Genomic DNA, 26513 nt, shown 5'->3' with positions numbered 1-26513 from the left:
GTTGGGTTACTTAAGAGCATCAGCAGTAAGAACTGGCAGTGCTGTCATACGAGCAGCCATCTCTTCACGTTCTGCAGTTGGCATTGGGATCATGCCAGCGTCCGCTAGGATGCCATCTTCGTCCCAGTGTTTAGTCCACTCAGTCATGTACTCAGCAATGCCTGGTACAACACCAATGTGCTGGTGCTTAACGTACATGAACAGTGCGCGTGATGCTTTGTAAGAACCGTCAGCAATCGCTTCGAATGTAGGAGCTACACCGTCTAGTTTCGCACCCTGTAGAGTGTCAGAGTTCTGGTCTAGGTAAGAGAAACCGAAGATACCGAAAGTTTCTGAGTCTTCTTGTAGCTTCTGAACGATCAGGTTGTCCTGCTCGCCAGCTTCGATGTATGCACCGTCAGTACGCATTGCACGGCAAGATTTTGCTTTTTTGCCTGCTGCTTTTAGCGCTGCTTTCATCTCGTCGTCTTTCTTACAGAACGCTTTTTCGTTGATGATTTCAGCGAATGATGCACGAGTACCAGAAGTCGTTGGTGGGCCGTAGACACGGATGGCAACATTTGGAAGCGCTGGGTTAACGTCTTTCCAAGTTTTGAATGGGTTATCAACTAGCTCACCGTTAACGGCTACTTTAGCTGTTAGCGCTTTACCAAGATCTGAGCGAGAGATCTCAAGTTGAGCAGCGTCTTTAGAGTTAGCAAATACGATACCGTCGTAGCCGACTTTGATCTCAGTAATCTTTACTCCGTTTGCGTCGCAGTACTCTAGTTCGCCACTCTTCATGCGTGAAGAAGCGTTACCGATATCGATGAATTCAGTACCGATGCCGTCACAAACACCTTTTTTACCAACAGAAGAACCGCCTGATTCAACAACAGGTGTGTTGAACGCTGGGTTACGACCTAGACGCTCAGCAACGATTGTTGCGAATGGAAGAACGGTTGATGAACCAGCAATGCTCACGTTATCACGAGCCATTGCTGGAGTGCTCATTAGAGCGGTTAAAGTAGCAGCTGTTGTTGCGAGTCGTAGGAACATTTCAAACTCCTTAGTTTTTAAATCAGTCGGTAGGCTGTCGCTTACCTCTTTGATAACTATTAGACGTTTGCTTTGTTACAACTCTGTGAAGCGTTTATGACAATTTAATGATAGATATAAGACGCAAAAAAGCCCCACGAAGGGGCTTTTTGATGAATAGTTTGGCGTTTATTAGACCATGATTCCACGGATTACGTAGAACAGAATCGCAGCCAATGTACCTGATGCTGGAACTGTAATAATCCATGCAGCGGCAATTTTGTAAACAGCTGAACGCTTAACCAACTCCTGTTTGTAAGCTTTCTTAAGCTGCTTGCGCTCTTTTTTGCTTAGCTCTGCAGAGGCTGTTTTCTTCTTAAGTTGCTTAAGCATTTTAGCTTTGTCATCGATTGATGCACTTTCAAACTTAGCAAGAAACTCTTCTACTTCCTCTTGATCGGCGCCTTGGTGGTGCGATTTGATCTCGTTGATCATGCGTGCGTGGCTTGATTTCAAGTACTCACGAAGGAAGCCCACACCGAATACACCGCCCACAGCAATATGAGTTGAAGAGACTGGAAGACCTAGCTGAGAAGCGATGATAACCGTGATCGCTGCCGCCATAGCGATAGAGAATGCACGTGTCTGATCCAACTCAGTAATCTCAGAACCAACAGTTTTGATCAGTTTTGGACCAAATAGTGCTAGACCCAACGCGATACCTAGAGCACCGATCATCATGACCCAAAGTGGGATTGCTGCTTTCGTTGAAATGCCGTGGTTAACGATCGCATCGTTGATCGCCGCTAGTGGACCAATGGCGTTTGCAACGTCGTTTGCACCGTGTGCGAAACTTAGTAGTGCTGCAGCGAAGATTAGAGGAATGGTGAACAGTTTGTTAACACCCGCTTTGTCGTTATCCAAGCGGTCAGCTGCTTTAGCAACCAGACCTTTAACAATGAAGTAGATAACAACCGCAATGGCTAGACCGATTAGAAGAGCTGTCACAAAATCGAGTTTGATCAGCTTCTTAACGCCTTTAAGTGCTAGGTAAGTCGAGAATGCCCAAGCCATCAACATGATCAGCAGAGGTACCATCTTCTTAGCTGCAACACGCATGTCCGACTTATAAGTAATGGTGCGTTTGATTAGGTATAGGAAACCAGCTGCAATCAGACCGCCAAGTACAGGTGAGATCACCCAGCTTGCTGCGATCGCGCCCATCTTGTCCCAGTTAGCAATACCAAAACCGCCTGCAGCGATACCAGCACCCAATACACCACCAACAATAGAGTGAGTAGTAGAGACAGGAGCACCAACAGCCGTTGCTAGGTTAAGCCATAACGCACCCGCTAGTAGTGCGGCTAACATCAACCAAATAAAAGTATCGGCATCGCCAATCACTTCAGGGTTGATGATCCCTTTTTTAATTGTGCTGACTACGTCACCGCCTGCAATTAAAGCACCAGATGCTTCAAAGATAGCCGCGATAATAATAGCGCCTGTTAGGGTAAGCGCCTTTGAACCTACTGCTGGGCCGACGTTATTGGCTACGTCGTTAGCGCCGATGTTCATTGCCATGTAACCACCGATCATTGCGGCAATGACAAGGATGTAACTTCCTGGGATATCCCCAACTTGTGCTGAGATAAAGAGAACAATACCTACTAGGAAGAGTAGGGCGTAACCGATGCGCATAACATCGCCACGGTTAGATGCTGTCGCTTTATCAAGCTTGTTCATATCTTTGATTTCCAAGAGAAGCTCCTCTTGCTTGGTTCATTGATTTACCACTACTTAAAGTAGTCGCTAATTTAAGTTGACGCTATTTAAATACACTTTTGTTACAAGAATGTTACACAGGTGTAATTTTTCTTTAAACAAACTGAAATGTTTTATTCACAGCGTTGTTAGATTAGCAAAACCAACAACCAGCCACTTCGTGCCTTCATAATCGAAGTTCACTTGCACTCGGGCTTTCGGGCCGGACCCCTCAAAGTTTATGACCATGCCGTCACCGAATTTAGGGTGGTTAACCCTCTGGCCTAGACTGAGCTGAGTATCGGGTACTTCACTGGCAAAAGCGGATTGTGGCGTGAAGCTGACCTCCATATCCGAACCACTAGACAGCGGTCGGCGAACGCTGGCATTCAGGCGCACCTCTTCAATCAACTCCAATGGAATCTCTTGAATGAAGCGTGAAGGGCGGTTGTAGTTGTCTTGGCCATGAAGGCGGCGGGACTCAGCGTAGGTCATGTAGAGTTTCTGCATGGCACGCGTAATACCTACATAACAGAGGCGGCGCTCCTCTTCTAAACGTCCGGGCTCTTCGGCCGACATGCTGTGCGGGAATAGCCCCTCTTCCATACCGCATAGGAAGACCAGCGGGAACTCCAAGCCTTTCGCTGAGTGCAGTGTCATCAATTGTACGCTGTCGGTATTGGGGTCCGCCTGTGATTCACCAGCATCCAGTGCAGCTTGATCAAGGAAGGCAGACAACACAGAAGGGAACTCAGGGTTCTCCTCCTGGGACCACTGCTGCTCAAATTGACGTGCAGCAGTCACTAGCTCTTCCAAGTTTTCGATGCGTGATTGTGCTTTTTCACCTTTCTCTTTTTCATGGTGAGCAATCAGTCCAGAGAAGCGAATGGTATGTTCTGTGCGCTCCTGCAGGGATGCCTCTTCTGTATCAACCGACAATTGATTGACCAGATCTAAGAAGGCCTGCAGTGCATTGCCGGCACGTGCTGGCAGCCTCTTATGCTCGATAATCTCGTTCGAGGCACGCCACATTGAGATGCCTTGGCTTCGTGCGTAATCGCGTACCTCTTCAATGGTGCGCGTTCCGATGCCTCGGGTTGGCACGTTAATGACGCGCTCCATCGCCGTATCGTCATCGCGGTTGGCTATTAGGCGCAGGTAGGCGAGGGCATTTTTAATCTCTAAACGCTCATAGAATCGTTGGCCGCCATAGATGCGATAGGGAATAGCGGCACGGATCAGCATCTCCTCAAGCACACGGGATTGTGCATTGGAACGGTAGAGAATGGCGCTCTCGTCACGACGATTACCATCCGATACCCACTGTGCGATGCGATCGACAATGAATCGCGCTTCATCCTGTTCATTGAATGCCGCATAGAGGCTGATTGGATCGCCCTGATTGCCCTCTGTCCACAGCTCTTTACCCAGACGTCCAAAGTTATTGCGTATCACAGCGTTGGCCGCCGACAGTATGTTGTCGGTAGAGCGGTAGTTCTGCTCTAGCTTGATGGTCTTCAGCCCACCAAAGTGTGCCTCTAGGTTTTGAATGTTCTCAATACGAGCACCGCGCCAGCCATAAATCGACTGATCGTCATCACCCACCGCCATCAGTTTGTGTTCACCCTGACAGAGCAGGCGCAACCAGGCGTATTGAATGGCGTTGGTATCCTGGAACTCGTCTACTAAGACGTATCGGAAGCGCTCTTTATAGTGTTGCAGCAGTTGAGGGTTCTTATCGCGCAGTAGCTCAAGGCAGCGCAGTAGGAGCTCACCAAAATCGATCATACCGCCACGGTCACAGGCCTGTTCAAAGGCCTCATAGACGCGTATTAGCGTGTCTTGAACCAAGTCACCGGTGCGCTCTAGATGTTTGCTGCGCAGCCCTTCATCTTTCTGTGCATTGATGTACCACTGAATCTGTTTCGGCGGCCAGCGTGAATCATCTAATCCCATCTCCTTAGAGATGCGTTTAACCAAACGTAACTGGTCATCGGAGTCCATGATCTGGAAGTTCTCACGCAGTCCGGCCTCTTGCCAGTGCGAGCGAAGCAGTCGGTGCGCCAAGCCGTGGAAGGTGCCAACCCACATACCATGAACGTTGACGTTGAGCAGGGTCTCGATACGTCCACGCATCTCTTTAGCCGCTTTATTGGTAAAGGTAACCGCCAATATCGAATAGGGTGAAATCTGCTCGGCTTCGATTAACCAAGCGATTCGGTGAACCAAGACACGCGTCTTGCCCGATCCTGCGCCGGCCAGCACCAGAAGGTTGCTGATATCCGCGGTAACCGCTTCACGCTGCGCATCGTTGAGGGAGTCGATAATGTGAGTTACATCCATAGTGTCGCACTGCTCAAAAAGAGAAATTACTGAATGGGCGTACAGTATACGCATAATTATTATGGGAGTCTTGGCATTCCTACGCAGCAAACTTACACTGGGATGATCAATCCACCATCATAGAGTAGTGAATGCCCCTATCTGCTGACCATACGACTGCCCGTTTGGCTGAGTATCAAGCCAACCCTGAAACCGGGCCTAAGCTGCTCTTTTTCAGCGGTGGCACTGCGTTGAATGGCTTTTCCCAGATACTCAAACGCTATACCCATAACTCTATTCATTTAGTGACCCCCTATGACTCTGGCGGTAGCTCCGCTGTGTTGCGAAAAGCATTTGATATGCCTGCCGTGGGCGATTTACGTTCCCGAATGATGGCGTTAGCTGACGCCTCACTCGCCGGTCACCCTGAGGTGACCGAGCTATTTGCTTACCGCCTTCCGACCGATGAATCGCAATCGGTATTGCGTGCAAGGGTCGAGGCGATGCAACAACGCAACGACAGGCGAGTTCAGTCCATTCCCGAGCCCGTGCAGAGCATTATTTGTGATTTTTTAAACTACTTTCTTGAGTCAGCCCCCAAGGATTTTCACTTCAGGCGAGCCAGTATTGGTAATCTGATATTGGCGGGGGGCTACCTGAGCCATAATCGTTCATTAGATCCTATTGCCCTGCTGTTCAGTCGTCTGGTTCATGTCAGAGGCCAGGTACGCACCGTCACGGACGAGTGCGGTGAACTGAAAGTGACCACAGAGAGTGGGCGAGAGATCATCGGACAGCATCGGATGACAGGAAAAGAGTCCCAGCCATTAAATGAGCGTATCGCCTCGCTTGATCTGCACTTGCCGCAGGGCTCGGAATCGCATCTGGCCGATCAAGAGAGAGGTTGGATCAATTCAGCAGATCTTCTCGTCTTCCCGCCAGGCAGTTTCTACAGCAGTATTCTGGCTAACTTACTCCCGAAAGGGGTGGGTAAAGCGATTATGGATAACCCTGCCAGAAAAGTGTATGTCCCCAATTTAGGTAATGATCCTGAACAATTTGGTATGACGTTGCAGGAGCAGATTGAGCAGTTGGAACGATTTGTTGCTCGAGATGCAGGCGGTGTTCTTCAAGGTAGAGCGGAGCGCTGTATCGATATTCTGCTGACCGATTCCACACTGTTGAGTGGCATTGATGCAGAGTTTCTAAACTGGCTAGATAAGCGTGGCATTCAACTTGTGGATGTTGATCTGGCGAATACTGAGCACACAGATCGCTACGATGAGACTAAGTTGGCGGAAGCTTTATTATCACTGGCATAGATAGCTGGGTCAGACCAGAGGTCAGACCCACTGGTTCCGCACAGGTGTCCGACCTCTGGTCTGACACCACTCTCTTAACTGTAGAAATTCGTTCCTACAGCTGACTCGGTGATTTAATTCGGTGCATCAGCACCTGTTTAAACTCATCAGGGTCTTTCAGTGTCTTATCGCTGCCATTGCCTTGCTGGGCATCAACCCAAGGCTCCAGGCGTGATAGCCAAAAACGCATTGCGGCGGTACGAGTCAGCTGCGGCCAAACCTCATGCTCTTCTGCAGTAAAGGGGCGAATGGCTGAGTAGGCTTTTAATAGGGCCTGCTCTCGCACCGAATCAATCTTCAGGTTTTCATCCAGACACCAATCATTGGCAACAATCGCTAGGTCATAGAGCCAGTAGGCGGTTGCCGCATTATAGATATCCAGAATCGCCGTCAGCTTATCCTCATGGAACAGCGCGTTGTCATGGAAAAGATCCCCATGCGTAATGCCCATCGGCAGGTTGGTGTAGGTGTCGCGCAGCTCATCAAACCGAGCGACCTCTTCGGACAGCAGATCACGCGACTCTGAATCGATAAAAGGCGCGAGTCGTTCACTCTCTCTGCGCCACCAAAATACTCCACGGTGTGCCTGACGCTTAAGGTAAAAATCGTTAGAGGCTTGGTGGTAGTGTGCAAGGGCCGTGCCGATTTGAGCACAGTGATTGGCCGTCAGAAGCTCGCGTTTTAGGTGTGCACCGGGGTAGCGCGGCTGAATAATAGCCGGTTTTTTTGAGATCTGTTTCAAGCCAATGCCGTTGCGATCTTCGATGGCATAAGAGACGGGAACATTGCGCTTCGCTAGCCAACTACCCAGCTCAACAAAGAAGGGCACTTCATCTCTATCAAGCTCTTCAAAGAGAGTGAGTACATACTCCGCCTGTTGGCCACTCTTTTCAGTTGTTAAGAAAAAGTTGGTGTTTTCGATGCCACCGTCAATGCCTTTCAGTGCCACGGCCTGGCCAAGATCAAAATCAGCGAGCAGTTTGTCGAGGTCGGTGTCAGACACCTGAGTATATACAGCCATGGTTGGTTCTCAATGATCGGGGGCTATCTGCTGCTAAAGCTTGGGTGCAGCAGCGCTTTTGTCTATGATTGTGTGCCTTGCTTAAAAATACAATAGATATCTTATTATGACCGACACAAAAGCCCCTGTAGTTCTCGTTGATGGCTCCTCTTATCTGTTCCGTGCCTTCTTTGCGTCACAACAGGCTGATTTAAGAACATCCGACGGACGTCCAAGCGGTGCGGTGCGACTGGTCACCTCAATGATGCGCAGTCTGCTAAAGAGTTATCCCAACTCTCCAGTGGCGGTCATCTTCGATGCTAAGGGTAAAACCTTTCGTGATGAGATCTATCCTGAATACAAAGCACAGCGTCCCCCGATGCCCGATGATCTGCGTGAGCAAATTGAACCGGTTCATAACATTATTAAAGCGATGGGATTGCCACTTTTAGTGGAAGAGGGCGTCGAAGCGGATGATGTGATCGGTACTCTGGCGCGCCAAGCCGAAGCGCACAACTTAGAGGTTGTGATCTCAACGGGCGATAAAGATATGGCGCAATTGGTCGATGATAAGGTCACCCTAATCAACACCATGACTGACACTAAGATGGATCGTGATGGTGTGGTCGAAAAGTTTGGTATTCCCCCAGAATTGATCATCGACTATCTGGCGCTGATGGGCGATAAGGTCGACAACATTCCAGGTGTGCCAGGGGTGGGCGAGAAGACGGCATTGGCGCTTCTGCAAGGTATTGGCGGTATCAGTGACCTCTACCAAAATCTCGATAAGATTGCCGATCTAACCTTCCGCGGCTCTAAAACCATGGCCAAGAAGCTTGAAGAGCATCGCGAAGCGGCTGAGCTCTCCTATCTGTTGGCCACGATTAAAACCGATGTTGAGCTGTCGATCTCTCTGTCGGATGTGCACCTTCCTCAACCTGATAACGCTTCGTTGATTGAGCTATTTAAGGATTACGAGTTCCGCTCTTGGGTGGCACTATTAGAGGGCCCCGATGGGCAAGCGACGCAAGATTCCGTAGCTACAAACGAGCCCGTTGCTCCTAAGCCCAGTGTTGAACGCCACTACGAAACCATTTTGGATCAGGCGACGGCCTCTGCGTGGTTTGCCAAACTGCGTGCTGCGGGCACCTTTGCCTTTGATACTGAGACGACCAGCCTAAACTACATGCAAGCGCAGTTGGTCGGTGTCTCATTCTGTTGTGAAGCGGGCAAAGCGGCATATCTGCCACTAGGCCATGATTACGTTGGTGTCCCCGAGCAAGTTAACTTTGACTGGGCGTTGGCTGAGCTTAAAGTCCTGCTCGAGGATGCGTCCCTCAATAAAGTGGGTCAGCACATTAAGTACGACATGAATGTGCTGGCGCGATATGGCATCAATGTTCAAGGCGTATCAGCGGATACCATGCTGGAATCCTATGTGCTCAACAGCACTGCGACACGCCATGATATGGACAGTTTGGCTAAGTTCTATCTAGATGAGAGTACCATCAGCTTTGAATCCTTGGCCGGTAAAGGCAAGAAGCAACTGACCTTTAATCAGATCGAGATAGAGCAGGCCGCCCCTTATGCCGCTGAAGATGCCGATATTACCTGGCGTCTGCATGAGACATTGCAGCAGGCTCTAAATGATGTGCCTTCGGTGAAACCGATTCTGGACGAGATCGAAATCCCACTGATTCCGGTTCTGTCACGCATTGAACGCAACGGTGCGCTGATTAAATCAGTGATGCTGGCGCAACAGAGTGCTGAGATTGAGCAGCGCCTTAAGGTGTTAGAGAACGATGCGTTTGAAGCAGCGGGTGAGCCCTTCAATCTATCCTCACCTAAGCAGCTGCAGACCATTCTGTTTGAAAAGCAGGGTTTGCCGGTGATTAAGAAGACGCCGAAAGGGGCCCCGTCGACGGCAGAAGAGGTGCTGCAAGAGCTGGCGCTGGAGTACCCGCTGCCCAAGCTGATTATTGAGCACCGCGGTCTAACCAAATTGAAATCGACCTACACGGACAAACTGCCGACGATGGTTGATCCCAATACGGGTCGTCTGCACACCTCGTATCACCAAGCGGTGACGGCTACCGGACGCCTCTCTTCGACCGACCCTAACCTGCAGAACATTCCGGTTAGAACGGCCGAAGGTCGACGCATTCGACACGCCTTTGTCGCTCCAGAGGGCTACCGCATGGTGGCAGCAGACTATTCACAGATCGAACTGCGCATTATGGCGCACCTCTCTGGCGATGCTGGGTTGGTCAACGCCTTTGCCAATGGCGATGACATCCACAAAGCGACGGCTGCAGAGGTCTTTAAGGTCTCACCTGATGAGGTCAGCACCGATCAGCGCCGCAGTGCCAAAGCGATCAACTTCGGCTTGATCTACGGTATGTCTGCGTTTGGTTTGGCCAAGCAGTTGGGTACGTCGCGTAAAGAGGCGCAAACCTACATTGAGCACTATTTCGAAACCTACCCAGGTGTCCAAAACTACATGGAGAGCACCCGCGACATGGCGCGCGAGCAGGGGTACGTTGAGACCATCTTTGGTCGCCGTCTCTACTTGCCAGAGATTAATGCCCGTAACCCAATGTTGCGCCAGGGGGCTGAACGGACTGCGATCAACGCTCCGATGCAGGGTACCGCCGCCGATATCATTAAGCGCGCCATGTTGGCGGTGGATGCGTGGCTAACAGAGAGCGGCTTTGACGCCAGAATGATCATGCAGGTGCACGATGAATTGGTTTTTGAAGTGGCTGAAGATCAGATTGAAGCGTTTAATGCTGAGATTAAACGTCTGATGGAGTCGGCCGCTGAATTAAGTGTACCGCTGTTGGTCGAAGTGGGTGTCGGTGATAACTGGGAGCAAGCCCACTAAGCTTGCCCCCATTCACACAATTAGCTCTATTCTGCGTCGTACTGCTCAGGCAGTAGCCAGCTGTCTAAGCGGTTACGTAGCTGATCGACGCCCGTTTTCTTCAGTGCCGAAAAGACCTGTACGCTGACTTTGTCGGCCAGACGCTCTTTGGTCTCTTTCTTAATTTTCAACAACGTAGCCTGAGCTGGGCCGCGTTTTAGCTTGTCGGCTTTGGTGAGCAGGATATGTAGTGGCACGCCCGTTGATTCACACCAGTCGATCATCATCTCATCAAACTCTTTCATCGGATGGCGGATATCCATCACCAGTACCACCCCGCGCAGACATTGACGGCGCTGTAGGTAGTCATCGAGATGCTTTTGCCAGTGCTCTTTCATCGCGATGGGCACTTTCGCATAGCCATACCCTGGAAGGTCGACAATGCGCACACCTTCGACATTCAGATCGAAAAAGTTGATCAGCTGGGTGCGACCTGGTGTTTTTGAGGTGCGCGCTAAACTGTTCTGATTGGTTAGCGAGTTAATGGCACTCGACTTGCCGGCATTGGAGCGCCCAGCGAAAGCAACTTCTGCACCGACATCCTCTGGACATTGACTGAGTTTTGCCGCGCTTATAAGAAAACGTGCTGTGTTGTAATGAATTTGTTCTAACTCTTCAGTCATATCTGGCCTTTAGTACTATATAAGTACGGGGTTTATCGGTTTTCGTTATAGATGATTAGGTTTATAATGCACCGCAATTTTAGCGCTGTCGTCAACTCGTAACCACCAAAAGTGAAAAAAACGAGCGCGTTGAACGGATTCGACGAAGCCAGCACCACTGGTTTCAAACTTTTCAAAGATGAAATGTGGGTAGAGAGCCATGAAAAAAGTATTACTCGGAATGTTGATCAGCGTTGGTCTGGTTAGCGGATCGAATGCGGCAGATGTCGCTCAACTAACGGCTGTTTGTGCTGGCTGTCACGGTGCTGATGGTAACAGCATGGTGGGTAACTTTCCTAAGATTGCCGGCCAAGGTCAGCCATACCTGCTAAAGCAGCTTAAAGAGATCAAATCAGGTGCACGTGCGATTCCTGAAATGACTGGTCTTCTTGATGCGATGAGCGATGATGAGCTTGCTGCGATTGCCGCTCACTACGCAGGTAAAACGATGGTTGGTGGTCAGGCAGATCCAGCACTGGTTGAGCTTGGTCAGAAGATCTACCGCGCAGGTAACCCAGAGAGTGGTGTTGCAGCTTGTACTGCCTGTCACGGTCCTGCAGGCAAAGGAATCACTTCAGCAGGCTACCCAGCTCTAGCGGGTCAGCACGCTCAATACACTGAGAGCACACTTAAGAAGTTCTACTCAGGTGAGCGTAACAACGATCCAAACGCGATGATGCGTACGATCGCTGCGAAGATGAAAGAGAACGAAATGAAAGCGGTAGCCGCTTACATCCAGGGTCTGTACGAGTAATCGTAGACTCCCATAAAGAGGCAGCTTCGGCTGCCTTTTTTGATTTCAGCTTCAATTCAGCCATGACCATTACTTTAGTTATTAAAGATAAATTCCAAGGAACTAAACCATGTTAAGACGTTCATTCAATCTGTTTGCTGTTGCCGTTTTATCGCTTAGCGCCACACTTGCTCATGCGACAGAGTGGAAGGCGGGTGAGCACTACACCGTTCTTAAACAGCCTGTACCGACAGCGGATTCGAGCAAAATCGAGGTGGTTGAGGCCTTTGGTTACTCTTGTCCGCACTGTAATGCCTTTGAGCCGATGCTTCACGCTTGGAGCCAGAAGCTTGCAGACGACGTGACGTTTGAAAATATGCCAGTTGTGTTTGGCCGCAGTTGGGAGCCGCTCGCTCGTGCATACTACGTAGGTAAGCTACTGGGCGTTAAAGATAAGGTTCACCAAGCGATGTTTGATGCGATTCATGTTGAACGTCGTCGTTTTCGCAGCCCAGAAGATATCGCTGAAGTATTTGAAGAGCATGGCGTGTCGAAGCAGGACTTCCTTAAGACCTACAACTCCTTTGCGGTTGGCATGCAGTTGAAGCAGAGTGATGCGCGTGTCCGTGGATACCAGATTCAGGGTGTACCAAGCATCATCGTTAACGGTAAATACTTAGTGACCTCTACTCTAACGGGTTCACACGCCAACATGTTGAAAGTGGCAGAACACCTAATCGAGAAAGAGCGCAACGCTCAATAAAGGCGCAATAACCTTCTAACAGCTGCTCCTTTTGGAGCAGTTGTTTTTTGTACTCCTCTAAGGTGGCATAATAGCCGCTTCATTATCGATCAGTGCTGGCGGCCGTTTCGTGCAAAGCATTCTTAGAATCATCAAAATTTATTGGGTTATCGCCCGTTTTCGTCTTGATACCTTCATCATCACGACCCGCTTGCCTTGGTACCTTCGCCTTGTGGTTACGCTGTTGCCTTGGCGTCTCTTCTTCCGTGCCAACGGCAGCTCTGAGGCCCGTTTACGCGGTGCATTGATCGCTTTAGGTCCTGTATTTATTAAGTTTGGACAGACCCTATCAACCCGACGTGACTTGCTGCCGCCAGATCTCGCCGATGAATTAGCACTGCTGCAGGACCGAGTGCCTCCGTTCGAAGGCGCACAAGCGCGACAATTGATAGAGAAACAACTGGGTGCCAGTGTCGATGAGCTTTTTGCAGAGTTCGATGCTGAGCCCTTAGCCTCGGCATCCGTTGCCCAAGTTCATCCAGCCCGACTGAAAGATGGTCGAGCTGTCGTTGTCAAAGTGATTCGCCCTGGCATTGAACGCGTGATCCGCCAAGACGTAGCGCTGCTCTATGTCATGGCACGCATGGTGCAAAATCTTTGGTCCGAAGGTAAGCGCCTGCGTCCCGTTGAGGTGGTTGAAGAGTACGAGCAGACCATCTTTGATGAGCTCGATCTGCGCAAAGAGGCGGCCAATGCGACTCAGCTAAGACGTAATTTTGCCGACTCAGATATGCTTTATGTGCCCGAGGTTTATTGGGACTTTACTCGTCAAAGTGTCATGGTGATGGAGCGTATCTCCGGAATTCCTGTGGCCGATGTTGAAGCGTTAAAAGCCCAGGGTACCAATATGGAGAAGCTGGCTGAACGTGGCGTCGAGATCTTCTTTACGCAGGTCTTCCGTGACAGTTTTTTCCATGCTGATATGCACCCAGGTAACATCTTTGTATCGCGTGAAAACCCTGACGATCCGCAATATATAGCCGTTGATTTTGGTATTGTGGGATCGCTTTCACCTGAAGATCAGAGCTACCTGGCGCGTAATATTTTAGCCTTCTTCCAGCGCGACTACCGTTTGGTGGCACAGCTACACATCGACTCCGGTTGGGTGCCTGCTGATACCAATGTTCACGCTTTTGAAACCGCGATTCGCAGTGTCTGCGAGCCGATTTTTGAAAAGCCATTGAAGGATATCTCATTTGGAATGGTGCTGTTAGGGCTGTTCCAGACGGCGCGTCGCTTTAATATGGTTGTGCAACCTCAGCTTATTCTTCTGCAAAAAACTTTGCTCAATATTGAAGGGCTGGGTCGGCAGCTCTATCCAGAATTGGATCTTTGGAAAACGGGTAAACCCTATCTAGAGAACTGGATGAAAGAGCGTATGGGTGTCAAAGCGATGATTAAGAACATTAAGCAGCAGGCACCGGATTGGATTGAGAAGTTACCGCAAATTCCACAACTGGTCTTTGATAACTTGCAACAAAACCGTCAAGCGGGTGAGTTAGAGTTCCAACGCATGCTGGCTTTGCAGCAAGCGCAAGAGCAGCGATCACGCAATACTCGCCGTACTCTGCTGCTGGCAGCCACTTTAGCAGCTGCGACAGCATTGGCAGAACCGGCCGTATTGGCTTGGGTAGAATCCCTACCCGGTTATGCTTGGCTGCCAGCCGGTTTGGCTTGGCTGCTTGTGTGGCGGGCATAGGAAAGAGAGATGTCTTGGTTAGATGAAATTAAGTGGGATGATCGCGGCTTAGTACCGGCGATCGCTCAAGATTACAAAACCGGTGAAAACCTAATGGTCGCTTGGATGAACCGCGAGTCATTAGAGTTGAGTGTGGCCGAAGGGCGTGCAATTTATTGGTCGCGTTCGCGTCAAAAGCTTTGGCGTAAAGGTGAAGAGTCGGGTAATGTTCAGCAGCTGCACGCGATCCGCTTGGACTGTGATGCAGATGTCATTCAGTTGAGCGTTGAACAAATTGGCGAAGTGGCTTGTCATACAGGTCGCCGCAGCTGTTTTTACCGTAAGCTCAACAGTGAGACCGGCGAATGGCAAGTTGAAACGGACGTGCTGAAGGATCCAGCGCTGCTGTATGCGAAAGAGGATACCAAAGGTGAATAACGTTATTGGCGAACTGTCCGCTATTCTTGAAGAACGTAAAGGGGCGTCAGCTGACTCGAGTTATGTAGCCAGTCTTTACTCTAAAGGGTTAAATAAAATCTTAGAGAAAGTGGGTGAAGAGGCGACTGAAACCATCCTTGCGGCTAAAGATGCAGAAAAGAGTGGTGACAATTCGGAGCTAATCTACGAAACTGCTGATCTTTGGTTCCATACCATGGTGGCGTTAAAGCACTTAGATGTGTCACCGGAACAGGTTTTAGAGGAGCTGGCACGACGTTTTGGTCTGTCAGGCCTTGAAGAAAAAGCAAATCGCACCAAATAATAGGTGTATAACAAACTAAAACAGAACAACAACGCGTTAGGAGAACTGTAATGGGTTTTGGTGGTATCAGCATTTGGCAATTGGTTATCGTACTCGGCATTATCATTCTGCTGTTCGGTACTAAGAAACTTCGTAACCTGGGTGGTGACGTAGGTTCCGCTGTAAAAGGCTTCAAAAAAGCAATGTCTGATGAAGGCGCAAAAGAAGAGCCTAAATCAATCGCTCAAGAGAGTGATGCAGAGTTTAAAGCTGCAGACGCTGAAAAAACTGAAGATAAAACCGAATCTAAGTCTTAATTTAAGATGTTTGATATCGGTTTTGCCGAGCTGCTCATTGTTGGTGTAGTAGGTCTGGTCGTACTTGGTCCAGAGAAACTGCCGACAGCAGCTCGCACGGTTGGCCTATGGGTAGGTCGTATTCGCCGCTCTATCGGCTCGATTCAACGCGAGATCAATGAAGAGTTGCGCGTTGACGAGCTAAAACGCACCACGGCGATGAGCAAAGATCAGCTAGAGAAAGAGCTTGGTGATGTTACCGAATCTTTCCAGCGTCCTTTTGGTGAGGATTCGCCTGCAGAAAAAGCGGCACCTGACGCCCCCAAAACCGACTTTGACCCTACTTCATTTACCAGTGACCCTTCCGTTCACGAAGCTTACAAGCCAACCGCCATAGCTGAAGAGAACGCTCAAGAAGAGAGCGCTGCCCAAGTCGCTGAATCAGATGTTGCCGAGCCGGTAACTGCTGAACCAGCTGAGCAGCTAGCGGACAATACAGAGCAGAATGAGCCAAACAAACACAGCTGATAAAGAGCAGCCATTAATTGCCCACCTAATCGAGTTACGCCAGCGCGTCATGCGCATCGTGTTGTTCGTGCTGGTGATTTTTGCGGGGCTTTTCTACTTCGCGAATGATCTTTATGCCTACCTATCGGCACCGCTGACGGCGCTGCTGCCTGAAGGGACCAGCATGATTGCGACGGACGTCACGTCGCCGTTCTTTGCGCCCTTTAAATTGGCACTGGTGTTAGCGGTATTCATCGGTATTCCTTACATTTTGCATCAGATCTGGAGCTTCATCGCACCGGGTCTTTACGAAAATGAGAAGCACCTTGCCGTGCCTCTTCTGATCTCATCGATCTTCCTCTTCTACGCCGGTATTGCCTTTGCCTACTTCGTGGTCTTCCCACTAGTATTTGGTTTCTTTACCAGCGTAGGTCCAGAGAACGTTGCGGTGATGACGGACATCAGCAGCTATTTGAACTTCGTACTAAAACTGTTCTTCGCTTTTGGTGTGGTCTTCGAGATCCCTATCGCGACGCTGTTATTGATCTGGTCAGGCGCGACAACGGCGCAATCACTGGGTGAAAAACGTGCCTATGTGATCGTTGGCTGTTTTGTTGTCGGCATGCTGCTGACACCGCCAGATATCATCTCTCAATCTCTGCTCGCACTGCCAATGTGGCTGCTGTTCGAAGTGGGTCTGATTATGGGCCGTATCTTTGTCCGCAACACGGATGAGGAGGAGTTTGAAGATGAGTTCGCTGCGGCTGAAGCGGAAGACGACGCAAACCGTTCAGACTCAGAAGAGACTGATAGCAGCGCTAAAAGCTAAGTTTTAACGCTGCTCAATGCCTCAGGTCGACAATCCCCCTCGTAAACCCTTTGTTACGCGTGGTGCTAATGTAAAGCGCTGTGAACAGTGCCGTCTGCCAATCACCGCCTGTATCTGTGAGTACCGATCTGAAGTGGAATCACAGGTTGAATTTGTGGTGTTGATGCATCGTTACGAAACCTATAAACCCACCAATACCGGTAGGCTAATCGCCGACAGCATCGCTAAAACCCGCGTCATAGAGTGGCAAGGCCGCAAACAACCCGGTGACGAGTTAACGGCTTTGCTGAACGACCCCAGTTACCAGCCTATCATTGTATTCCCACCCGCAGAGGACTACCTCGAGCGAATGACAACGCCCGTTCAGGTCCAACAGAATTCGGCTAAGCCCCTTTTAATTCTGCTGGATGGTACCTGGCGACAAGCGCGCAGAATCTTCCGCCACTCTGACTACCTACAACATCTTCCAGTGATCAGTCTGGATGAAGTGCGCGAGTCGAGTTATGGATTGCGCAAAGCGATTCATGAAGGACAACTCTGCACCGCCGAAGTGGCCATCGCGCTGCTTGAGCAGCTTGGCGATGAACCTGCCGCTAATCACCTCAATGCCTATTTCAAACTCTTTAATCAGCACTACGTTGCAAGTCGTGGTCGATTAGCCAAGCGTGATCGTGACACAGGCGAACTGGTTTAAGTTCTTTTTTCGCCAAGGTCTTCGATGACCAAAATAGATATAATTTATCAAGGCCATAAACATAATAAAATTTATTATGTATTTTTGTTATGTAACTATAACCATATCGACTGAAAACAAGTCGAAATTAAATTAACAATGGAGATAAACCATGGCTTTACGTATTAATGATACTGTTCCAAATCTTGATCTTGTCACTGATCAGGGTGAATTCAAGCTTCATGATTTCATTGGTGATAGCTGGACTATCCTTTTCAGCCATCCGAAAGACTTTACTCCAGTATGTACAACTGAATTTGGCGCAGTTGCTCAACTGGCTGATGAATGGGCTAAGCGCAACACGAAAGTGATCGGTCTATCGGTTGACGGTGTTGATGAGCACAAAGAGTGGAAGTGCGATATCGAGAGCTTTGCCAATGCAAAGGCTAATTTCCCAATCATTGCTGATGAGTCGCTAGAGGTTTCTAAAGCACTGGATATGTTGCCAGCGGAAGCATACCTTCCTGATGGCAGAACAGCAGCTGATTCTGCTAGTGTTCGAGTTGTTTTCATTTTTAGCCCAGATAAAAAGTTACAGCTTTCGATGACGTACCCTATGTCTGTAGGTCGTAATTTTGCTGAGGTTTTGCGTGCCCTAGATGCACTTCAAGCTTCTTACGGTGTGCCAATTGCGATGCCAGCAAACTGGGTGCCCGGTGAGGACGTCATCGTAGCTCTATCACTTAACGATGAAGAGGCTAAAGAGCGTTTTGGTGATGTAGACATCAAGCTGCCTTACCTACGAACTACTAAACAGCCATCGTAAGATTGGTAATGTAACAAGACCCAGCCCTATGCTGGGTTTTTTATTGCTTGATGCAGTGCACAATGCGATAGTTGAGTGAGTCCCAATTGCTGGAGCCTTGTTGATGAAGCTAGTCATTGCCCCTGATTCGTTTAAAGAGAGCTTAGATGCAGAGAGTGTTGCGCGTGCGATTGCCAAAGGTATTGAGTCAACGCTAGCGGATGTCGACATTTACTGCGTACCTGTGGCGGACGGTGGCGAGGGTACGACGGAAGCGCTGATTGCAGCAACCTCTGGACAGCAACACACGGCTGAAGTGACGGGTCCATTAGGGCAGCCCCTCAATGCTATCTGGGGCGTACTGGGTCACCAAGAGGGTGTGCCACTGACCGCTGTTGTCGAAACAGCTGCTGCCTCGGGGTTGGATAAGATACTGCCTGAACAGCGAGATGCCCTAACGGCTTCAACCTATGGTACGGGTGAGCTGATCCTTAAAGCCCTGGATCAAGGGGCGCGTCGCATCATTATGGGCTTAGGAGGCAGTGCCACCAATGATGGTGGAACGGGGCTTTTAAGGGCCCTGGGCGCTAAGTTTCTTGATGCGGCAGGTCAAGAGCTTGCTGAAGGGGGTGCGGCACTGGCTCATCTGGGCTGTGTAGATCTAACCGGATTTGATCCACGTTTAGCCGAGACAGAGTTTCTAGTCGCCTGTGATGTTGATAATCCGCTGTTAGGTGAGCGGGGGGCTTCTGCTATTTTTGGCCCGCAAAAGGGAGCGACACCTGAACAGGTTCAACAGTTGGATGACGCCCTAGCTCGATTGGCCGACGTGAGTGCTGACCTGTTGGGTAAGGATTTACGAGATCGTGCGGGCGCGGGCGCAGCCGGTGGTCTTGGCTATGCGCTGGTTCAGTTCTTAGATGCTCGCTTAGCACCAGGTATCGATCTGGTTCTGGAGGCGGTCGATTTCCATAAAACACTTAAGGGTGCCGATCTGGTGATTACCGGTGAAGGACGAATGGACGGTCAAAGTCTAAGTGGTAAAACCCCCGTGGGCGTTGCACGTTGGGCTAAACAGCACGACCTGCCTGTGATTGCACTCTGTGGCTCAATTGGTGAGGGGGCAGAGGGCGTGCATGAAGTTGGGATAGATGCACTTTTCTCAGTGGTTCCAGGTGTTTGTAGCTTGGAAGAGGCGCTTGCTAATGGCGCTGAAAATTTAGAAAGAACTGGCGCCCAAATTGGACGCCTGTTGAGTCTGAAGACTATTCAGCTTTAGCTGCGGCTTGTTGCTCAATCTCTGCACGAACGGCATCCATATCAAGTTCAGCCGCTTTGGTCAGTAGTTCGCGAAGCTGTCCCGCTTGCAGTGCACCGCCTTCGTTGTAGATCAGAATGTTGTCGCGGAAGATCATCAGTGTTGGAATCGAGCGAATGCGGAACTCTGCTGCAATTTGCTGTTCAACCTCAGTATTCACCTTGCCAAAGACGACGTCTGGGAACTCTTCAGAGACGGTATCAAAGGTTGGGCCAAAGGCTTTACAAGGACCGCACCAAGGCGCCCAATAATCGACAATCACAAAGTTGTTTTGCGTAATGGTCGATTCAAAATTCTCTTGGTTTAGCTCAATAACCGCCATGCTGCTCTCCTAATGATTAGCTTATATTAGAAATAGCTTATCAATGATCGTTGCAAGATAACATGAGTTTTTTCAATTTGTGACATCTGTTTAGGGAAGTCTGTCGTAAATGTGAAAAACATTGGAGTTTCTATGATTACCCCCATCTTTGCTGCTTTTGCGGCCTGTTTCCTTGTCTATCTCTCGTATCGTGTCATTAAAATCCGTAAAGCACACAGTATTAGTGTTGGCACGGCAGATGATCCCGCTTTGGAGAGGGCTGTTCGCAATCATGGGAATTTTATTGAGTACGCCCCTCTGACTCTGCTTATGTTAGCGATGGTCGAGTACGTTGGCCTTGCTGCATGGGCTGTCTGGGTTCTGGGTTTTATGTTTGTAGCATCACGCTTGATTCATTTTGCCGGTTTTCGATCTAAAGAGGCTCCGGGTATTCTCAGAGTTGCGGGTATGGCGTTAACCTTCACCACGCTAATATCTCTAGCGGTTATATCTGTTTCTCAATTTCTAGTCTCTGTAGGGTAGAGCTTTAACGGAAGAGGACTAGAGTGAAGCGGCAGCGTTAAATCTGTGATAAAACTCTCATAAATAAAAAAGAGTCTAACAGTATGAATCGTGTTGTGATTGTTACAGGTGGTGCGAGGGGGATTGGTTCAGCTACCTGCCTTAGACTGGCCGCTGAGGGATACCAGGTATGCGTTAACTATCGCTCTAATCTGATCGCCGCAGAGACGGTTGTCAAAGCCATTTTAGATGGACAAGGTGAAGCCTTTTGCTATCAGGCGGATGTATCCAAGGAGCAGGATGTCATTGAGTTGTTTGATGCCGTTGAAGAGAAATACGGCCAGGTACAGTACCTAGTCAACAACGCCGGTCAGCTGATGAAACAGTCGAGGTTTATCGATCTAGAGCTGAACAGGTTCGATACAATCCTTCGAAATAATTTAACCAGTTGCTTTCTTTGTTGCCGTGAGTTCATTCGTCGCTCACCTACCTCAGGTTCCATTGTGAATGTCTCTTCAGTGGCGGCTCGAACCGGTTCTCCCAATGAGTACATAGATTATGCAACGGCAAAAGGAGGGATGGATACGCTGACTCGTGGTTTAGCGATGGAGTTAGCCAGTCAGCCGATTAGAGTTAACGCAGTTAGACCTGGATTTATTTATACAGAGATGCATGCCGATGGCGGGGAGCCTGGGCGTGTAGATCGATTAGCCCCAAATATTCCTATGCAACGAGGTGGCAGTGCTGAAGAAGTAGCCAATACCATCGCTTGGTTATTATCTGACGACGCGTCATACGTTACCGGATCCTTTATCGATGTGGCCGGAGGGCGTTAGGCTGGGCTCGTAAATCACCGATCTTAAGACAACAAAAAAGGAGGCTGTTGCCTCCTTTTTACGTTGATTACAGTGCGAGCTTATTCAGCCGCTTCAGCTTCGCCTTGCTCTGCTTTCTGCTGTTCCATAACTTGCTGAACTTTCTGAGCGTACAAAGCATCGAAGTTCACCTGTGCAAGCATCAGTGCAGGGAAGCTAGCTTTAGTCGCTAGATTGTCTACTGCTTCACGAGCGTATGGGAATAGAAGCGTTGGGCAGTATGCACCTAGAGTGTGGTGCAGTTGTGCTGGTTCAAAGCCGCTGATCTGGAAGATAGCAGCTTGCTGTACTTCGATCAGAAAGGCTGTTTCGTCTTCTGTCTTAACGGTCACAGTCAGTGTTAGGTTTACTTCGTAGTGATCATCGCCCAGTACACGGCTAGCCGAATTAACATCTAGACCAACCTGTGGCTGCCAAGCTTTGTTGAAAATTTCTGGGCCAGCAGGTGTTTCAAGTGATGCGTCTTTTAAGTAGACGCGCTTCATACCAAACTGAGGTGCTGGTTGCTGATTCTCTTCAGACATGTTGCTTCCTTACTTTTAATCGTTCTAATTATTCGCCGGCGTTGTTCGCCAGCAGTCCGTCCAGTTCACCATTGCGCTCAAGTGCGAACAGATCGTCGCATCCGCCAACGTGGTGCTCGCCGATAAAGATTTGAGGAACGGTACGTCGACCACTGCGTTCCATCATTTCAGCGCGTTTTGTTGGATCCTGATCTACGCTGATCTCGTTAAATGAAACACCTTTGTGATCAAGTAACATCTTTGCACGTGTGCAAAAACCGCATAGAGCTGAGCTGTAAATTTCTACTGTCATTTTGTTACCACTGGCATGCTTTGGTGGCGCCACTCAGAGATGCCTCCCGTAAGACGCATCGCCTGGGTGAATCCAGCCGATTTCATTTTGCGACACGCGGTGCCCGCTGTCTGACCCATGTTACACACTACAATGATCGGCTTCTCTTTGTACTGATCCAACTCAGTCATGCGGCGATCGAAATCAGCCAGTGGAATGTTGATCGAGTTAGTCAGGTGGCCAGTGCTGAAATCTTTGTGCGCTCGGATATCAAGAACAACAGCATCTTCTTTGTTAATAAGGCGTGTTGCTTCAGCGGCCGTCACTGATTTACCGCCTTTCATACGCTCAGTAAAGATCAGCATGGCTAGGGTAAATGCCCAAGCAACAACCATCATGGTGTGATTGCCGATAAATTCGATTACGTTTTCCATTTCAGACCTGTGTATGCAATAAAAATTAATGCGCGAAAGTATACATTGCAGAGCCTCAAGGGATAAGGGGGCTGACTGAAAAATCACCAATGTTTAATGGTTTTAACGGGCCTCAACGGTTAAAATCTCTATCAATCTAAAGTCTTATAACCGGAATATTCATAACTATGAGTGATATGCGCACCCCAAGAGCGCTTCTTATCCTAGATGGGTACGGAGTCGAAGCCACTGAATCATCAGCTGTAGCCGCTGCTAATACGCCTGTTTGGGATGGTCTATTGGCCAATAATCCAAACTCACGTATTCAAACATCGGGCATGGCCGTGGGCCTTCCAGATGGTCAGATGGGTAACTCTGAAGTAGGGCACATGAATATCGGTGCAGGCCGAACGGTTTACCAAAACCTGACGCGTATTACCAAAGCGATTGCCGATGGTGATTTCTTCGAGAACAGCGCACTCGTTAGCGCGATGGATGCCGCGATTACAAAGGGTAAAGCGGTGCACATTACTGGCCTATTATCCCCTGGCGGTGTTCACAGCCACGAAGAGCATATTGTTGCGTTGGCTAAAATGGCCGTTCAGCGTGGTGCGAAGCAGGTTTATCTGCACGCTATTTTGGATGGTCGTGATATGCCGCCTCGCTCTGCAGAGCCGTCGATTGCCCTTGCTGAGAAGGCTTTTGCAGATCTGGGCGTAGGCGCCATTGCCACTGTTGTCGGCCGTTACTACGCGATGGATCGTGATAACCGTTGGGATCGAGTTCAGACGGCTTACGATGCCATGACCTTGGGTCAAGGTGTTCAGACTGCAACATCCGCTCAAGAGGCGCTCTCTGCTGCTTACGCTCGTGATGAGAACGATGAATTTGTCGCGGCGACTGTAATTACTGATGCATCAGGTGCGCCAGTGGGTACGATCAATGATGGCGATATCCTGATCTGCGCTAATTTCCGCCCGGACCGTGCTCGTGAAATTACGCGTGCCTTTGTTCTGGATGATTCATTCGACGGTTTTGAACGTGCTAAACGCCCAGCGCTTGCTGACTTTGTCATGCTGACCGAATATGCAGCGGATATCGCAGCCTCTTGTGCCTACCCGCCACAAAAGATCAGTAACGATTTAGGTGAGTACCTCTCGGGTATGGGTAAAACGCAGCTGCGCATCTCTGAAACCGAGAAGTATGCACACGTTACCTTCTTCTTTAACGGTGGTCAGGAAGAGGTCTACCCAGGTGAAGAGCGCATCTTGGTGCCTTCTCCCGATGTGGCCACTTACGACCTGAAGCCTGAGATGAGCTTGCCAGAGGTCAGTGAAAAACTTTGTGAAGCGATTCGCAGTCGCAAATATGATCTGATTGTCTGCAACTTTGCCAATGGCGATATGGTCGGTCATACCGGTAAATTTGATGCAGCGGTTAAAGCCTGTGAAGCGGTCGACGAAGCACTGGCTAAGGTGCTGGCGGCGATGGCAGAAGTGGGCGGCGAGACACTGATCACAGCCGATCACGGTAACGTTGAGTTGATGGTCGATCCAAACTCAGGACAGCCTCATACATCCCACACCAACTGGCCAGTCGCTTTGATCTACGATGGTCCTCGTAAAGCGTCGCTAACCCTAGCGGATGGCGCGCTATGTGATCTGGCACCGACGCTGCTGGATCTAATGGATATTGATAAGCCGTCTGAAATGACCGGCTCTAGCCTGGCGTCACGCTAATCCGTGTTGCGCCACTGGCTCCTTCTAGGTCTCTTCTGTTGCTCCCCAGCATTAGCGGGAACGGCTGAAGAGACTGAGCAGAAAATCAAACAGCTGACTGCACAGATGCAGTCACTGCAAAAAAGTGTCGCTAAAAAACAGGGCGACCAGCAAGCGCTCCAGAAAAAACTTCGTGAAGATGAGCGTAAAATTGCTGAAATTTCCTCTAAAAAGCGCGAAGTGTCCCTATCTATCAATAAACTAACTGGTCGAGCGAATACGCTAACCAGTGATCAGACTCGTCTAAAACAGGCGGTCGAAAAAGAGCGCGCATTGTTAATCTCTTTGCTGCAAGAGCAGTACCGTAAAGGTCGTCAGCCAAGACTGAAAATGATTTTGAGTGGTACAGAGCCACAGACGGTTGATCGCATGCTGCGCTACTACGATCACCTCAGCGATGTTTTAAAAACGCGAGTGACTAGCTACCAAAGGCTATTAAGTGACTTTGATCAGAATCGCGCAGACCTCAGTGCGACAGAGTCGCAACTAGTGTATGAAAAGCAGGCGCTAGTTGAGCAGGAAAATCGCTTAAAACAAGCCTACCAGCAGCGCTTAAAAACCTTGGATGAAATCAAGCGAGACATTGGCAGCGAGAAAAATCAGTTGGTCAAACTTGAGCAAGATCGCAAACAGCTTGAGTCTCTCCTCGTTGAGATAGAGCAGTCGCTGAAAGATAACTTCGTCGATATCGATACGCCGCAGATTGCCAAACGCAAAGGGAAGTTAGATTGGCCGGTGTCGGGTAAGTTGGCTCTTAAATATGGCAGTAAAAAGAGCACGCTATCGACCGATGGTATCTTCATCAGTTCCGATCCAGGTAAGGCTGTTAGAGTGATCCATCCAGGTCGTGTTGTCTTTTCTGAATGGTTAAGAGGCTATGGGCTTTTGATCATAGTGGACCATGGGGATGACTACCTCAGCCTCTATGGTCACAATCAGAGTCTGTTGCGTAACACAGGTGATTGGGTGCAAGCGGGCGAGACCATATCACTCACCGGTAGCAGTGGTGGCTATGATCAGACTGGCCTCTACTTCTCATTACGTCATAATGGTAAGAGTTTTAACCCGGTTCCCTGGCTAAATAAAAAGAGATAATTCGAATCAGTGATAGGTGGTTTTATGTTGTTCCGTTCCGTTAGCTTTCTGCTCCTTTCAAGCCTCTTATCATTGAACGTCTTTGCCTACCCGATAGAACAGACCAGTGAAGAGTCCTCCGAGAATCAGTTGCCACTCGATGAGCTGCGCCGTTTTGCGGAGGTATTTAGCAGTATCAAAAAGAGTTACGTCGAACCGGTTACTGATCAGCAGTTATTAGAAGATGCCATTGCCGGCATGGTACGTGGCTTAGATCCGCACTCGGACTACTTGATTAAAGAGGCGTTCGATAACCTGCAAGAACACACGAACGGCGAGTTCGGTGGATTGGGCATCGAAGTCGGTATGAAGGATGGCTTTGTACATGTCATTACGCCGCTGGACGATACCCCTGCTCAAGAGGCCGGTATCAAAGCGGGTGACCTCATCACTAAATTGGGTGATACGCCGGTTCAAGGTATGTCTCTCAGTGACGCAGTGAAATTGATGCGCGGCAAAATTGGTGAGTCGATTCGCATCACCATCATGCGTGAAGGCGTCGATGCCCCCTTTGAAGTTGAGTTGGTTCGTGCAGCAATCAAGATTCGAAGCGTCAGAAGTCGCCTGTTAGAGCCTGGCTTTGGGTATGTGCGTATCAGCGAGTTTCAAGCCAATACAGGTCAGGATCTGTTAGATGCTCTGGCTAAGCTGCAAAAAGATGAGGCGCTTAAAGGGCTTGTCTTGGATCTGCGAAATAACCCTGGTGGCGTGCTTCAGGCGGCTGTTGCGGTGTCGGATGCATTTTTGGATGAAGGTCTGATTGTCTATACAGAGGGGCGTATTGCTCGATCTGAGTTGGAGTTTAATGCCACGGATGATGTGGCGATCGGTAATGTGCCGTTAATCGTGCTGATTAATGGCGGGTCCGCTTCAGCATCAGAGATCGTCGCAGGGGCTCTACAGGATCAAAAACGCGCGGTAATTATGGGTACTCAGAGTTTTGGTAAAGGCTCTGTACAAACGGTTGTTCCGCTGTCAGAAGATCGTGCCGTTAAGATTACGACGGCACGCTACTTTACGCCCAATGGACGATCTATTCAGGCGCAAGGGATTAGCCCTGATGTGGTAGTCGAAGACCTTCGGCTGGATCGCAAAGCCCCTAATCTAGATCAGGTGCGCGAAGTGGATTTGGCTGGACACCTTGAGAACGAGTCAGAAGAGACGGTTAAATCCTCGGTGCAGTCCGATTTAGCGGGTGATGACTTCCAGCTCTATCAAGCGCTGACCATGCTCAAAGCGTTGAACATCCTTAATCGATGATTGATCAGC

27 protein-coding genes are annotated in these 26513 nt (G+C 49.4%); 18 read left to right on the top strand and 9 right to left on the bottom strand.

The window, feature by feature from the left end; translation table 11 throughout:
* Window positions 1–6: 6 nt before the first annotated feature.
* The 3 genes from XMG59_RS05640 to uvrD form a co-directional block, all read right to left on the bottom strand.
* Window positions 7–1038 carry a substrate-binding domain-containing protein gene (locus tag XMG59_RS05640; protein WP_173498348.1) on the bottom strand — a complete coding sequence of 344 codons (1032 nt, stop codon included), beginning with the start codon at window positions 1036–1038 and terminating at the stop codon, window positions 7–9.
* A gap of 171 nt (window positions 1039–1209) precedes the next feature.
* Entirely contained in the window at window positions 1210–2775 is a 1566-nt protein-coding gene (locus tag XMG59_RS05635; protein WP_173488762.1) for an inorganic phosphate transporter, read from the bottom strand.
* A 141-nt stretch (window positions 2776–2916) separates the two neighbouring features.
* The gene (gene uvrD, locus XMG59_RS05630) at window positions 2917–5121 is read right to left on the bottom strand and encodes a DNA helicase II (protein WP_173498347.1); all 2205 of its coding nucleotides are present in this window, start codon (window positions 5119–5121) and stop codon (window positions 2917–2919) included.
* A 131-nt stretch (window positions 5122–5252) separates the two neighbouring features.
* Here uvrD and XMG59_RS05625 point away from each other — a divergent pair, with 131 nt between their 5' ends.
* Entirely contained in the window at window positions 5253–6422 is a 1170-nt protein-coding gene (locus XMG59_RS05625) for a GAK system CofD-like protein (protein WP_173498346.1), read from the top strand.
* A 94-nt stretch (window positions 6423–6516) separates the two neighbouring features.
* Here the strand turns inward: XMG59_RS05625 and XMG59_RS05620 are convergent, their stop codons facing one another.
* The gene (locus tag XMG59_RS05620; protein WP_173498345.1) at window positions 6517–7482 is read right to left on the bottom strand and encodes a homoserine kinase; all 966 of its coding nucleotides are present in this window, start codon (window positions 7480–7482) and stop codon (window positions 6517–6519) included.
* Between the two features lie 106 nt (window positions 7483–7588).
* Between XMG59_RS05620 and polA the strand changes: the two genes are divergently transcribed.
* Complete coding sequence (gene polA, locus XMG59_RS05615; RefSeq protein ID WP_173498344.1) at window positions 7589–10345, top strand: DNA polymerase I; 2757 nt, start codon at window positions 7589–7591, stop codon at window positions 10343–10345.
* A gap of 26 nt (window positions 10346–10371) precedes the next feature.
* Here the strand turns inward: polA and yihA are convergent, their stop codons facing one another.
* The gene (yihA, locus tag XMG59_RS05610; protein ID WP_173498343.1) at window positions 10372–11007 is read right to left on the bottom strand and encodes a ribosome biogenesis GTP-binding protein YihA/YsxC; all 636 of its coding nucleotides are present in this window, start codon (window positions 11005–11007) and stop codon (window positions 10372–10374) included.
* Window positions 11008–11206: 199 nt separating this feature from the next.
* Here yihA and XMG59_RS05605 point away from each other — a divergent pair, with 199 nt between their 5' ends.
* From XMG59_RS05605 to XMG59_RS05555, 11 genes are all read left to right on the top strand, one after another.
* Window positions 11207–11800, top strand: coding sequence for a cytochrome c (locus tag XMG59_RS05605; RefSeq protein ID WP_173484178.1), 594 nt, complete (start codon window positions 11207–11209; stop codon window positions 11798–11800).
* A gap of 109 nt (window positions 11801–11909) precedes the next feature.
* Window positions 11910–12542, top strand: a complete 633-nt coding sequence (locus XMG59_RS05600) for a thiol:disulfide interchange protein DsbA/DsbL (protein ID WP_173498342.1) — start codon at window positions 11910–11912, stop codon at window positions 12540–12542.
* Between the two features lie 109 nt (window positions 12543–12651).
* Window positions 12652–14280: a ubiquinone biosynthesis regulatory protein kinase UbiB gene (gene ubiB / locus XMG59_RS05595; RefSeq protein WP_173498341.1), complete on the top strand. Its 1629-nt coding sequence runs from the start codon at window positions 12652–12654 to the stop codon at window positions 14278–14280.
* A 9-nt stretch (window positions 14281–14289) separates the two neighbouring features.
* A complete protein-coding gene (gene hisI / locus XMG59_RS05590) occupies window positions 14290–14697 on the top strand; it encodes a phosphoribosyl-AMP cyclohydrolase (RefSeq protein WP_173481852.1) in 408 nt (135 codons plus the stop codon).
* Window positions 14690–15019 (top strand): phosphoribosyl-ATP diphosphatase, encoded by a 330-nt coding sequence (locus XMG59_RS05585; RefSeq protein ID WP_173481853.1) that lies wholly within the window; start codon window positions 14690–14692, stop codon window positions 15017–15019. Before hisI ends, XMG59_RS05585 begins: the two co-directional genes overlap by 8 nt.
* A gap of 50 nt (window positions 15020–15069) precedes the next feature.
* Window positions 15070–15315, top strand: a complete 246-nt coding sequence (gene tatA / locus XMG59_RS05580; RefSeq protein WP_173481854.1) for a twin-arginine translocase TatA/TatE family subunit — start codon at window positions 15070–15072, stop codon at window positions 15313–15315.
* A gap of 6 nt (window positions 15316–15321) precedes the next feature.
* On the top strand, window positions 15322–15822 hold the full coding sequence (gene tatB, locus XMG59_RS12280) for a Sec-independent protein translocase protein TatB (protein ID WP_173498340.1): 501 nt from the start codon (window positions 15322–15324) through the stop codon (window positions 15820–15822).
* Window positions 15800–16630 (top strand): twin-arginine translocase subunit TatC, encoded by an 831-nt coding sequence (gene tatC / locus XMG59_RS05570; protein WP_173481856.1) that lies wholly within the window; start codon window positions 15800–15802, stop codon window positions 16628–16630. The genes tatB and tatC overlap by 23 nt, the downstream gene beginning before the upstream one ends.
* Window positions 16631–16646: 16 nt before the next feature.
* Entirely contained in the window at window positions 16647–17324 is a 678-nt protein-coding gene (locus tag XMG59_RS05565) for a tRNA-uridine aminocarboxypropyltransferase (RefSeq protein WP_173498339.1), read from the top strand.
* 151 nt (window positions 17325–17475) lie between these two features.
* Complete coding sequence (locus XMG59_RS05560; RefSeq protein WP_173481858.1) at window positions 17476–18129, top strand: peroxiredoxin; 654 nt, start codon at window positions 17476–17478, stop codon at window positions 18127–18129.
* Window positions 18130–18232: 103 nt separating this feature from the next.
* Window positions 18233–19387, top strand: coding sequence for a glycerate kinase (locus tag XMG59_RS05555; protein ID WP_173498338.1), 1155 nt, complete (start codon window positions 18233–18235; stop codon window positions 19385–19387).
* Here the strand turns inward: XMG59_RS05555 and trxA are convergent.
* Window positions 19374–19748: a thioredoxin gene (trxA, locus tag XMG59_RS05550; RefSeq protein ID WP_173498337.1), complete on the bottom strand. Its 375-nt coding sequence runs from the start codon at window positions 19746–19748 to the stop codon at window positions 19374–19376. The two genes, XMG59_RS05555 and trxA, sit on opposite strands and share 14 nt — an antisense overlap.
* Window positions 19749–19880: 132 nt before the next feature.
* On the opposite strand from trxA, the gene XMG59_RS05545 reads away from it, so the two are divergent.
* Together XMG59_RS05545 and XMG59_RS05540 are read left to right on the top strand one after the other, a co-directional pair.
* Window positions 19881–20270 (top strand): MAPEG family protein, encoded by a 390-nt coding sequence (locus XMG59_RS05545; protein WP_173498336.1) that lies wholly within the window; start codon window positions 19881–19883, stop codon window positions 20268–20270.
* Between the two features lie 83 nt (window positions 20271–20353).
* Window positions 20354–21085, top strand: a complete 732-nt coding sequence (locus XMG59_RS05540) for an SDR family oxidoreductase (RefSeq protein ID WP_173498335.1) — start codon at window positions 20354–20356, stop codon at window positions 21083–21085.
* An 80-nt stretch (window positions 21086–21165) separates the two neighbouring features.
* On the opposite strand, the gene secB is transcribed toward XMG59_RS05540, so the two are convergent.
* From secB to XMG59_RS05525, 3 genes are read right to left on the bottom strand one after another with little or no spacing between them, the layout of a single operon-like run.
* Window positions 21166–21648: a protein-export chaperone SecB gene (gene secB, locus XMG59_RS05535; RefSeq protein WP_173481862.1), complete on the bottom strand. Its 483-nt coding sequence runs from the start codon at window positions 21646–21648 to the stop codon at window positions 21166–21168.
* A 28-nt stretch (window positions 21649–21676) separates the two neighbouring features.
* Window positions 21677–21940 carry a glutaredoxin 3 gene (gene grxC, locus XMG59_RS05530; protein WP_173481863.1) on the bottom strand — a complete coding sequence of 88 codons (264 nt, stop codon included), beginning with the start codon at window positions 21938–21940 and terminating at the stop codon, window positions 21677–21679.
* Window positions 21937–22353, bottom strand: coding sequence for a rhodanese-like domain-containing protein (locus XMG59_RS05525; protein ID WP_173481864.1), 417 nt, complete (start codon window positions 22351–22353; stop codon window positions 21937–21939). The genes grxC and XMG59_RS05525 overlap by 4 nt, the downstream gene beginning before the upstream one ends.
* A gap of 167 nt (window positions 22354–22520) precedes the next feature.
* Here XMG59_RS05525 and gpmI point away from each other — a divergent pair, with 167 nt between their 5' ends.
* Genes gpmI through XMG59_RS05510 form a run of 3 tightly spaced genes read left to right on the top strand, consistent with a single transcriptional unit; the run spans window position 22521 to window position 26504 of the window.
* A complete protein-coding gene (gene gpmI / locus XMG59_RS05520) occupies window positions 22521–24071 on the top strand; it encodes a 2,3-bisphosphoglycerate-independent phosphoglycerate mutase (RefSeq protein WP_173498334.1) in 1551 nt (516 codons plus the stop codon).
* Between the two features lie 3 nt (window positions 24072–24074).
* Window positions 24075–25205 (top strand): peptidoglycan DD-metalloendopeptidase family protein, encoded by a 1131-nt coding sequence (locus tag XMG59_RS05515; protein WP_173498333.1) that lies wholly within the window; start codon window positions 24075–24077, stop codon window positions 25203–25205.
* A gap of 24 nt (window positions 25206–25229) precedes the next feature.
* Window positions 25230–26504 carry a S41 family peptidase gene (locus XMG59_RS05510; RefSeq protein WP_173482630.1) on the top strand — a complete coding sequence of 425 codons (1275 nt, stop codon included), beginning with the start codon at window positions 25230–25232 and terminating at the stop codon, window positions 26502–26504.
* The last annotated feature ends 9 nt before the right edge of the window (window positions 26505–26513 follow it).

Origin of the sequence: Marinobacterium sp. xm-g-59, from assembly GCF_013283315.1 — a bacterium.
Taxonomy (GTDB): Bacteria; Pseudomonadota; Gammaproteobacteria; order Pseudomonadales; family Balneatricaceae; genus Marinobacterium_E.
The sequence above is the reverse complement of the archived record's forward strand: the minus strand, read 5'-3'. Positions and strand labels throughout refer to the sequence as shown.

Excerpts from the sequence above, each read along its gene's own strand:
- XMG59_RS05565 (WP_173498339.1), top strand. The coding sequence starts at position 16,647 with ATGCCTCAGGTCGACAATCCCCCTCGTAAACCCTTTGTTACGCGTGGT.
- XMG59_RS05605 (WP_173484178.1), top strand. The coding sequence starts at position 11,207 with ATGAAAAAAGTATTACTCGGAATGTTGATCAGCGTTGGTCTGGTTAGC.
- trxA (WP_173498337.1), bottom strand. The coding sequence starts at position 19,748 with ATGGCGGTTATTGAGCTAAACCAAGAGAATTTTGAATCGACCATTACG.
- uvrD (WP_173498347.1), bottom strand. The coding sequence starts at position 5,121 with ATGGATGTAACTCACATTATCGACTCCCTCAACGATGCGCAGCGTGAA.
- XMG59_RS05525 (WP_173481864.1), bottom strand. The coding sequence starts at position 22,353 with ATGGAAAACGTAATCGAATTTATCGGCAATCACACCATGATGGTTGTT.
- yihA (WP_173498343.1), bottom strand. The coding sequence starts at position 11,007 with ATGACTGAAGAGTTAGAACAAATTCATTACAACACAGCACGTTTTCTT.
- XMG59_RS05545 (WP_173498336.1), top strand. The coding sequence starts at position 19,881 with ATGATTACCCCCATCTTTGCTGCTTTTGCGGCCTGTTTCCTTGTCTAT.
- XMG59_RS05560 (WP_173481858.1), top strand. The coding sequence starts at position 17,476 with ATGGCTTTACGTATTAATGATACTGTTCCAAATCTTGATCTTGTCACT.
- XMG59_RS05540 (WP_173498335.1), top strand. The coding sequence starts at position 20,354 with ATGAATCGTGTTGTGATTGTTACAGGTGGTGCGAGGGGGATTGGTTCA.
- XMG59_RS05510 (WP_173482630.1), top strand. The coding sequence starts at position 25,230 with ATGTTGTTCCGTTCCGTTAGCTTTCTGCTCCTTTCAAGCCTCTTATCA.
- XMG59_RS05620 (WP_173498345.1), bottom strand. The coding sequence starts at position 7,482 with ATGGCTGTATATACTCAGGTGTCTGACACCGACCTCGACAAACTGCTC.
- tatB (WP_173498340.1), top strand. The coding sequence starts at position 15,322 with ATGTTTGATATCGGTTTTGCCGAGCTGCTCATTGTTGGTGTAGTAGGT.
- polA (WP_173498344.1), top strand. The coding sequence starts at position 7,589 with ATGACCGACACAAAAGCCCCTGTAGTTCTCGTTGATGGCTCCTCTTAT.
- tatA (WP_173481854.1), top strand. The coding sequence starts at position 15,070 with ATGGGTTTTGGTGGTATCAGCATTTGGCAATTGGTTATCGTACTCGGC.
- tatC (WP_173481856.1), top strand. The coding sequence starts at position 15,800 with ATGAGCCAAACAAACACAGCTGATAAAGAGCAGCCATTAATTGCCCAC.
- grxC (WP_173481863.1), bottom strand. The coding sequence starts at position 21,940 with ATGACAGTAGAAATTTACAGCTCAGCTCTATGCGGTTTTTGCACACGT.
- secB (WP_173481862.1), bottom strand. The coding sequence starts at position 21,648 with ATGTCTGAAGAGAATCAGCAACCAGCACCTCAGTTTGGTATGAAGCGC.
- XMG59_RS05625 (WP_173498346.1), top strand. The coding sequence starts at position 5,253 with ATGCCCCTATCTGCTGACCATACGACTGCCCGTTTGGCTGAGTATCAA.
- XMG59_RS05640 (WP_173498348.1), bottom strand. The coding sequence starts at position 1,038 with ATGTTCCTACGACTCGCAACAACAGCTGCTACTTTAACCGCTCTAATG.
- gpmI (WP_173498334.1), top strand. The coding sequence starts at position 22,521 with ATGAGTGATATGCGCACCCCAAGAGCGCTTCTTATCCTAGATGGGTAC.
- XMG59_RS05600 (WP_173498342.1), top strand. The coding sequence starts at position 11,910 with ATGTTAAGACGTTCATTCAATCTGTTTGCTGTTGCCGTTTTATCGCTT.
- hisI (WP_173481852.1), top strand. The coding sequence starts at position 14,290 with ATGTCTTGGTTAGATGAAATTAAGTGGGATGATCGCGGCTTAGTACCG.
- XMG59_RS05555 (WP_173498338.1), top strand. The coding sequence starts at position 18,233 with ATGAAGCTAGTCATTGCCCCTGATTCGTTTAAAGAGAGCTTAGATGCA.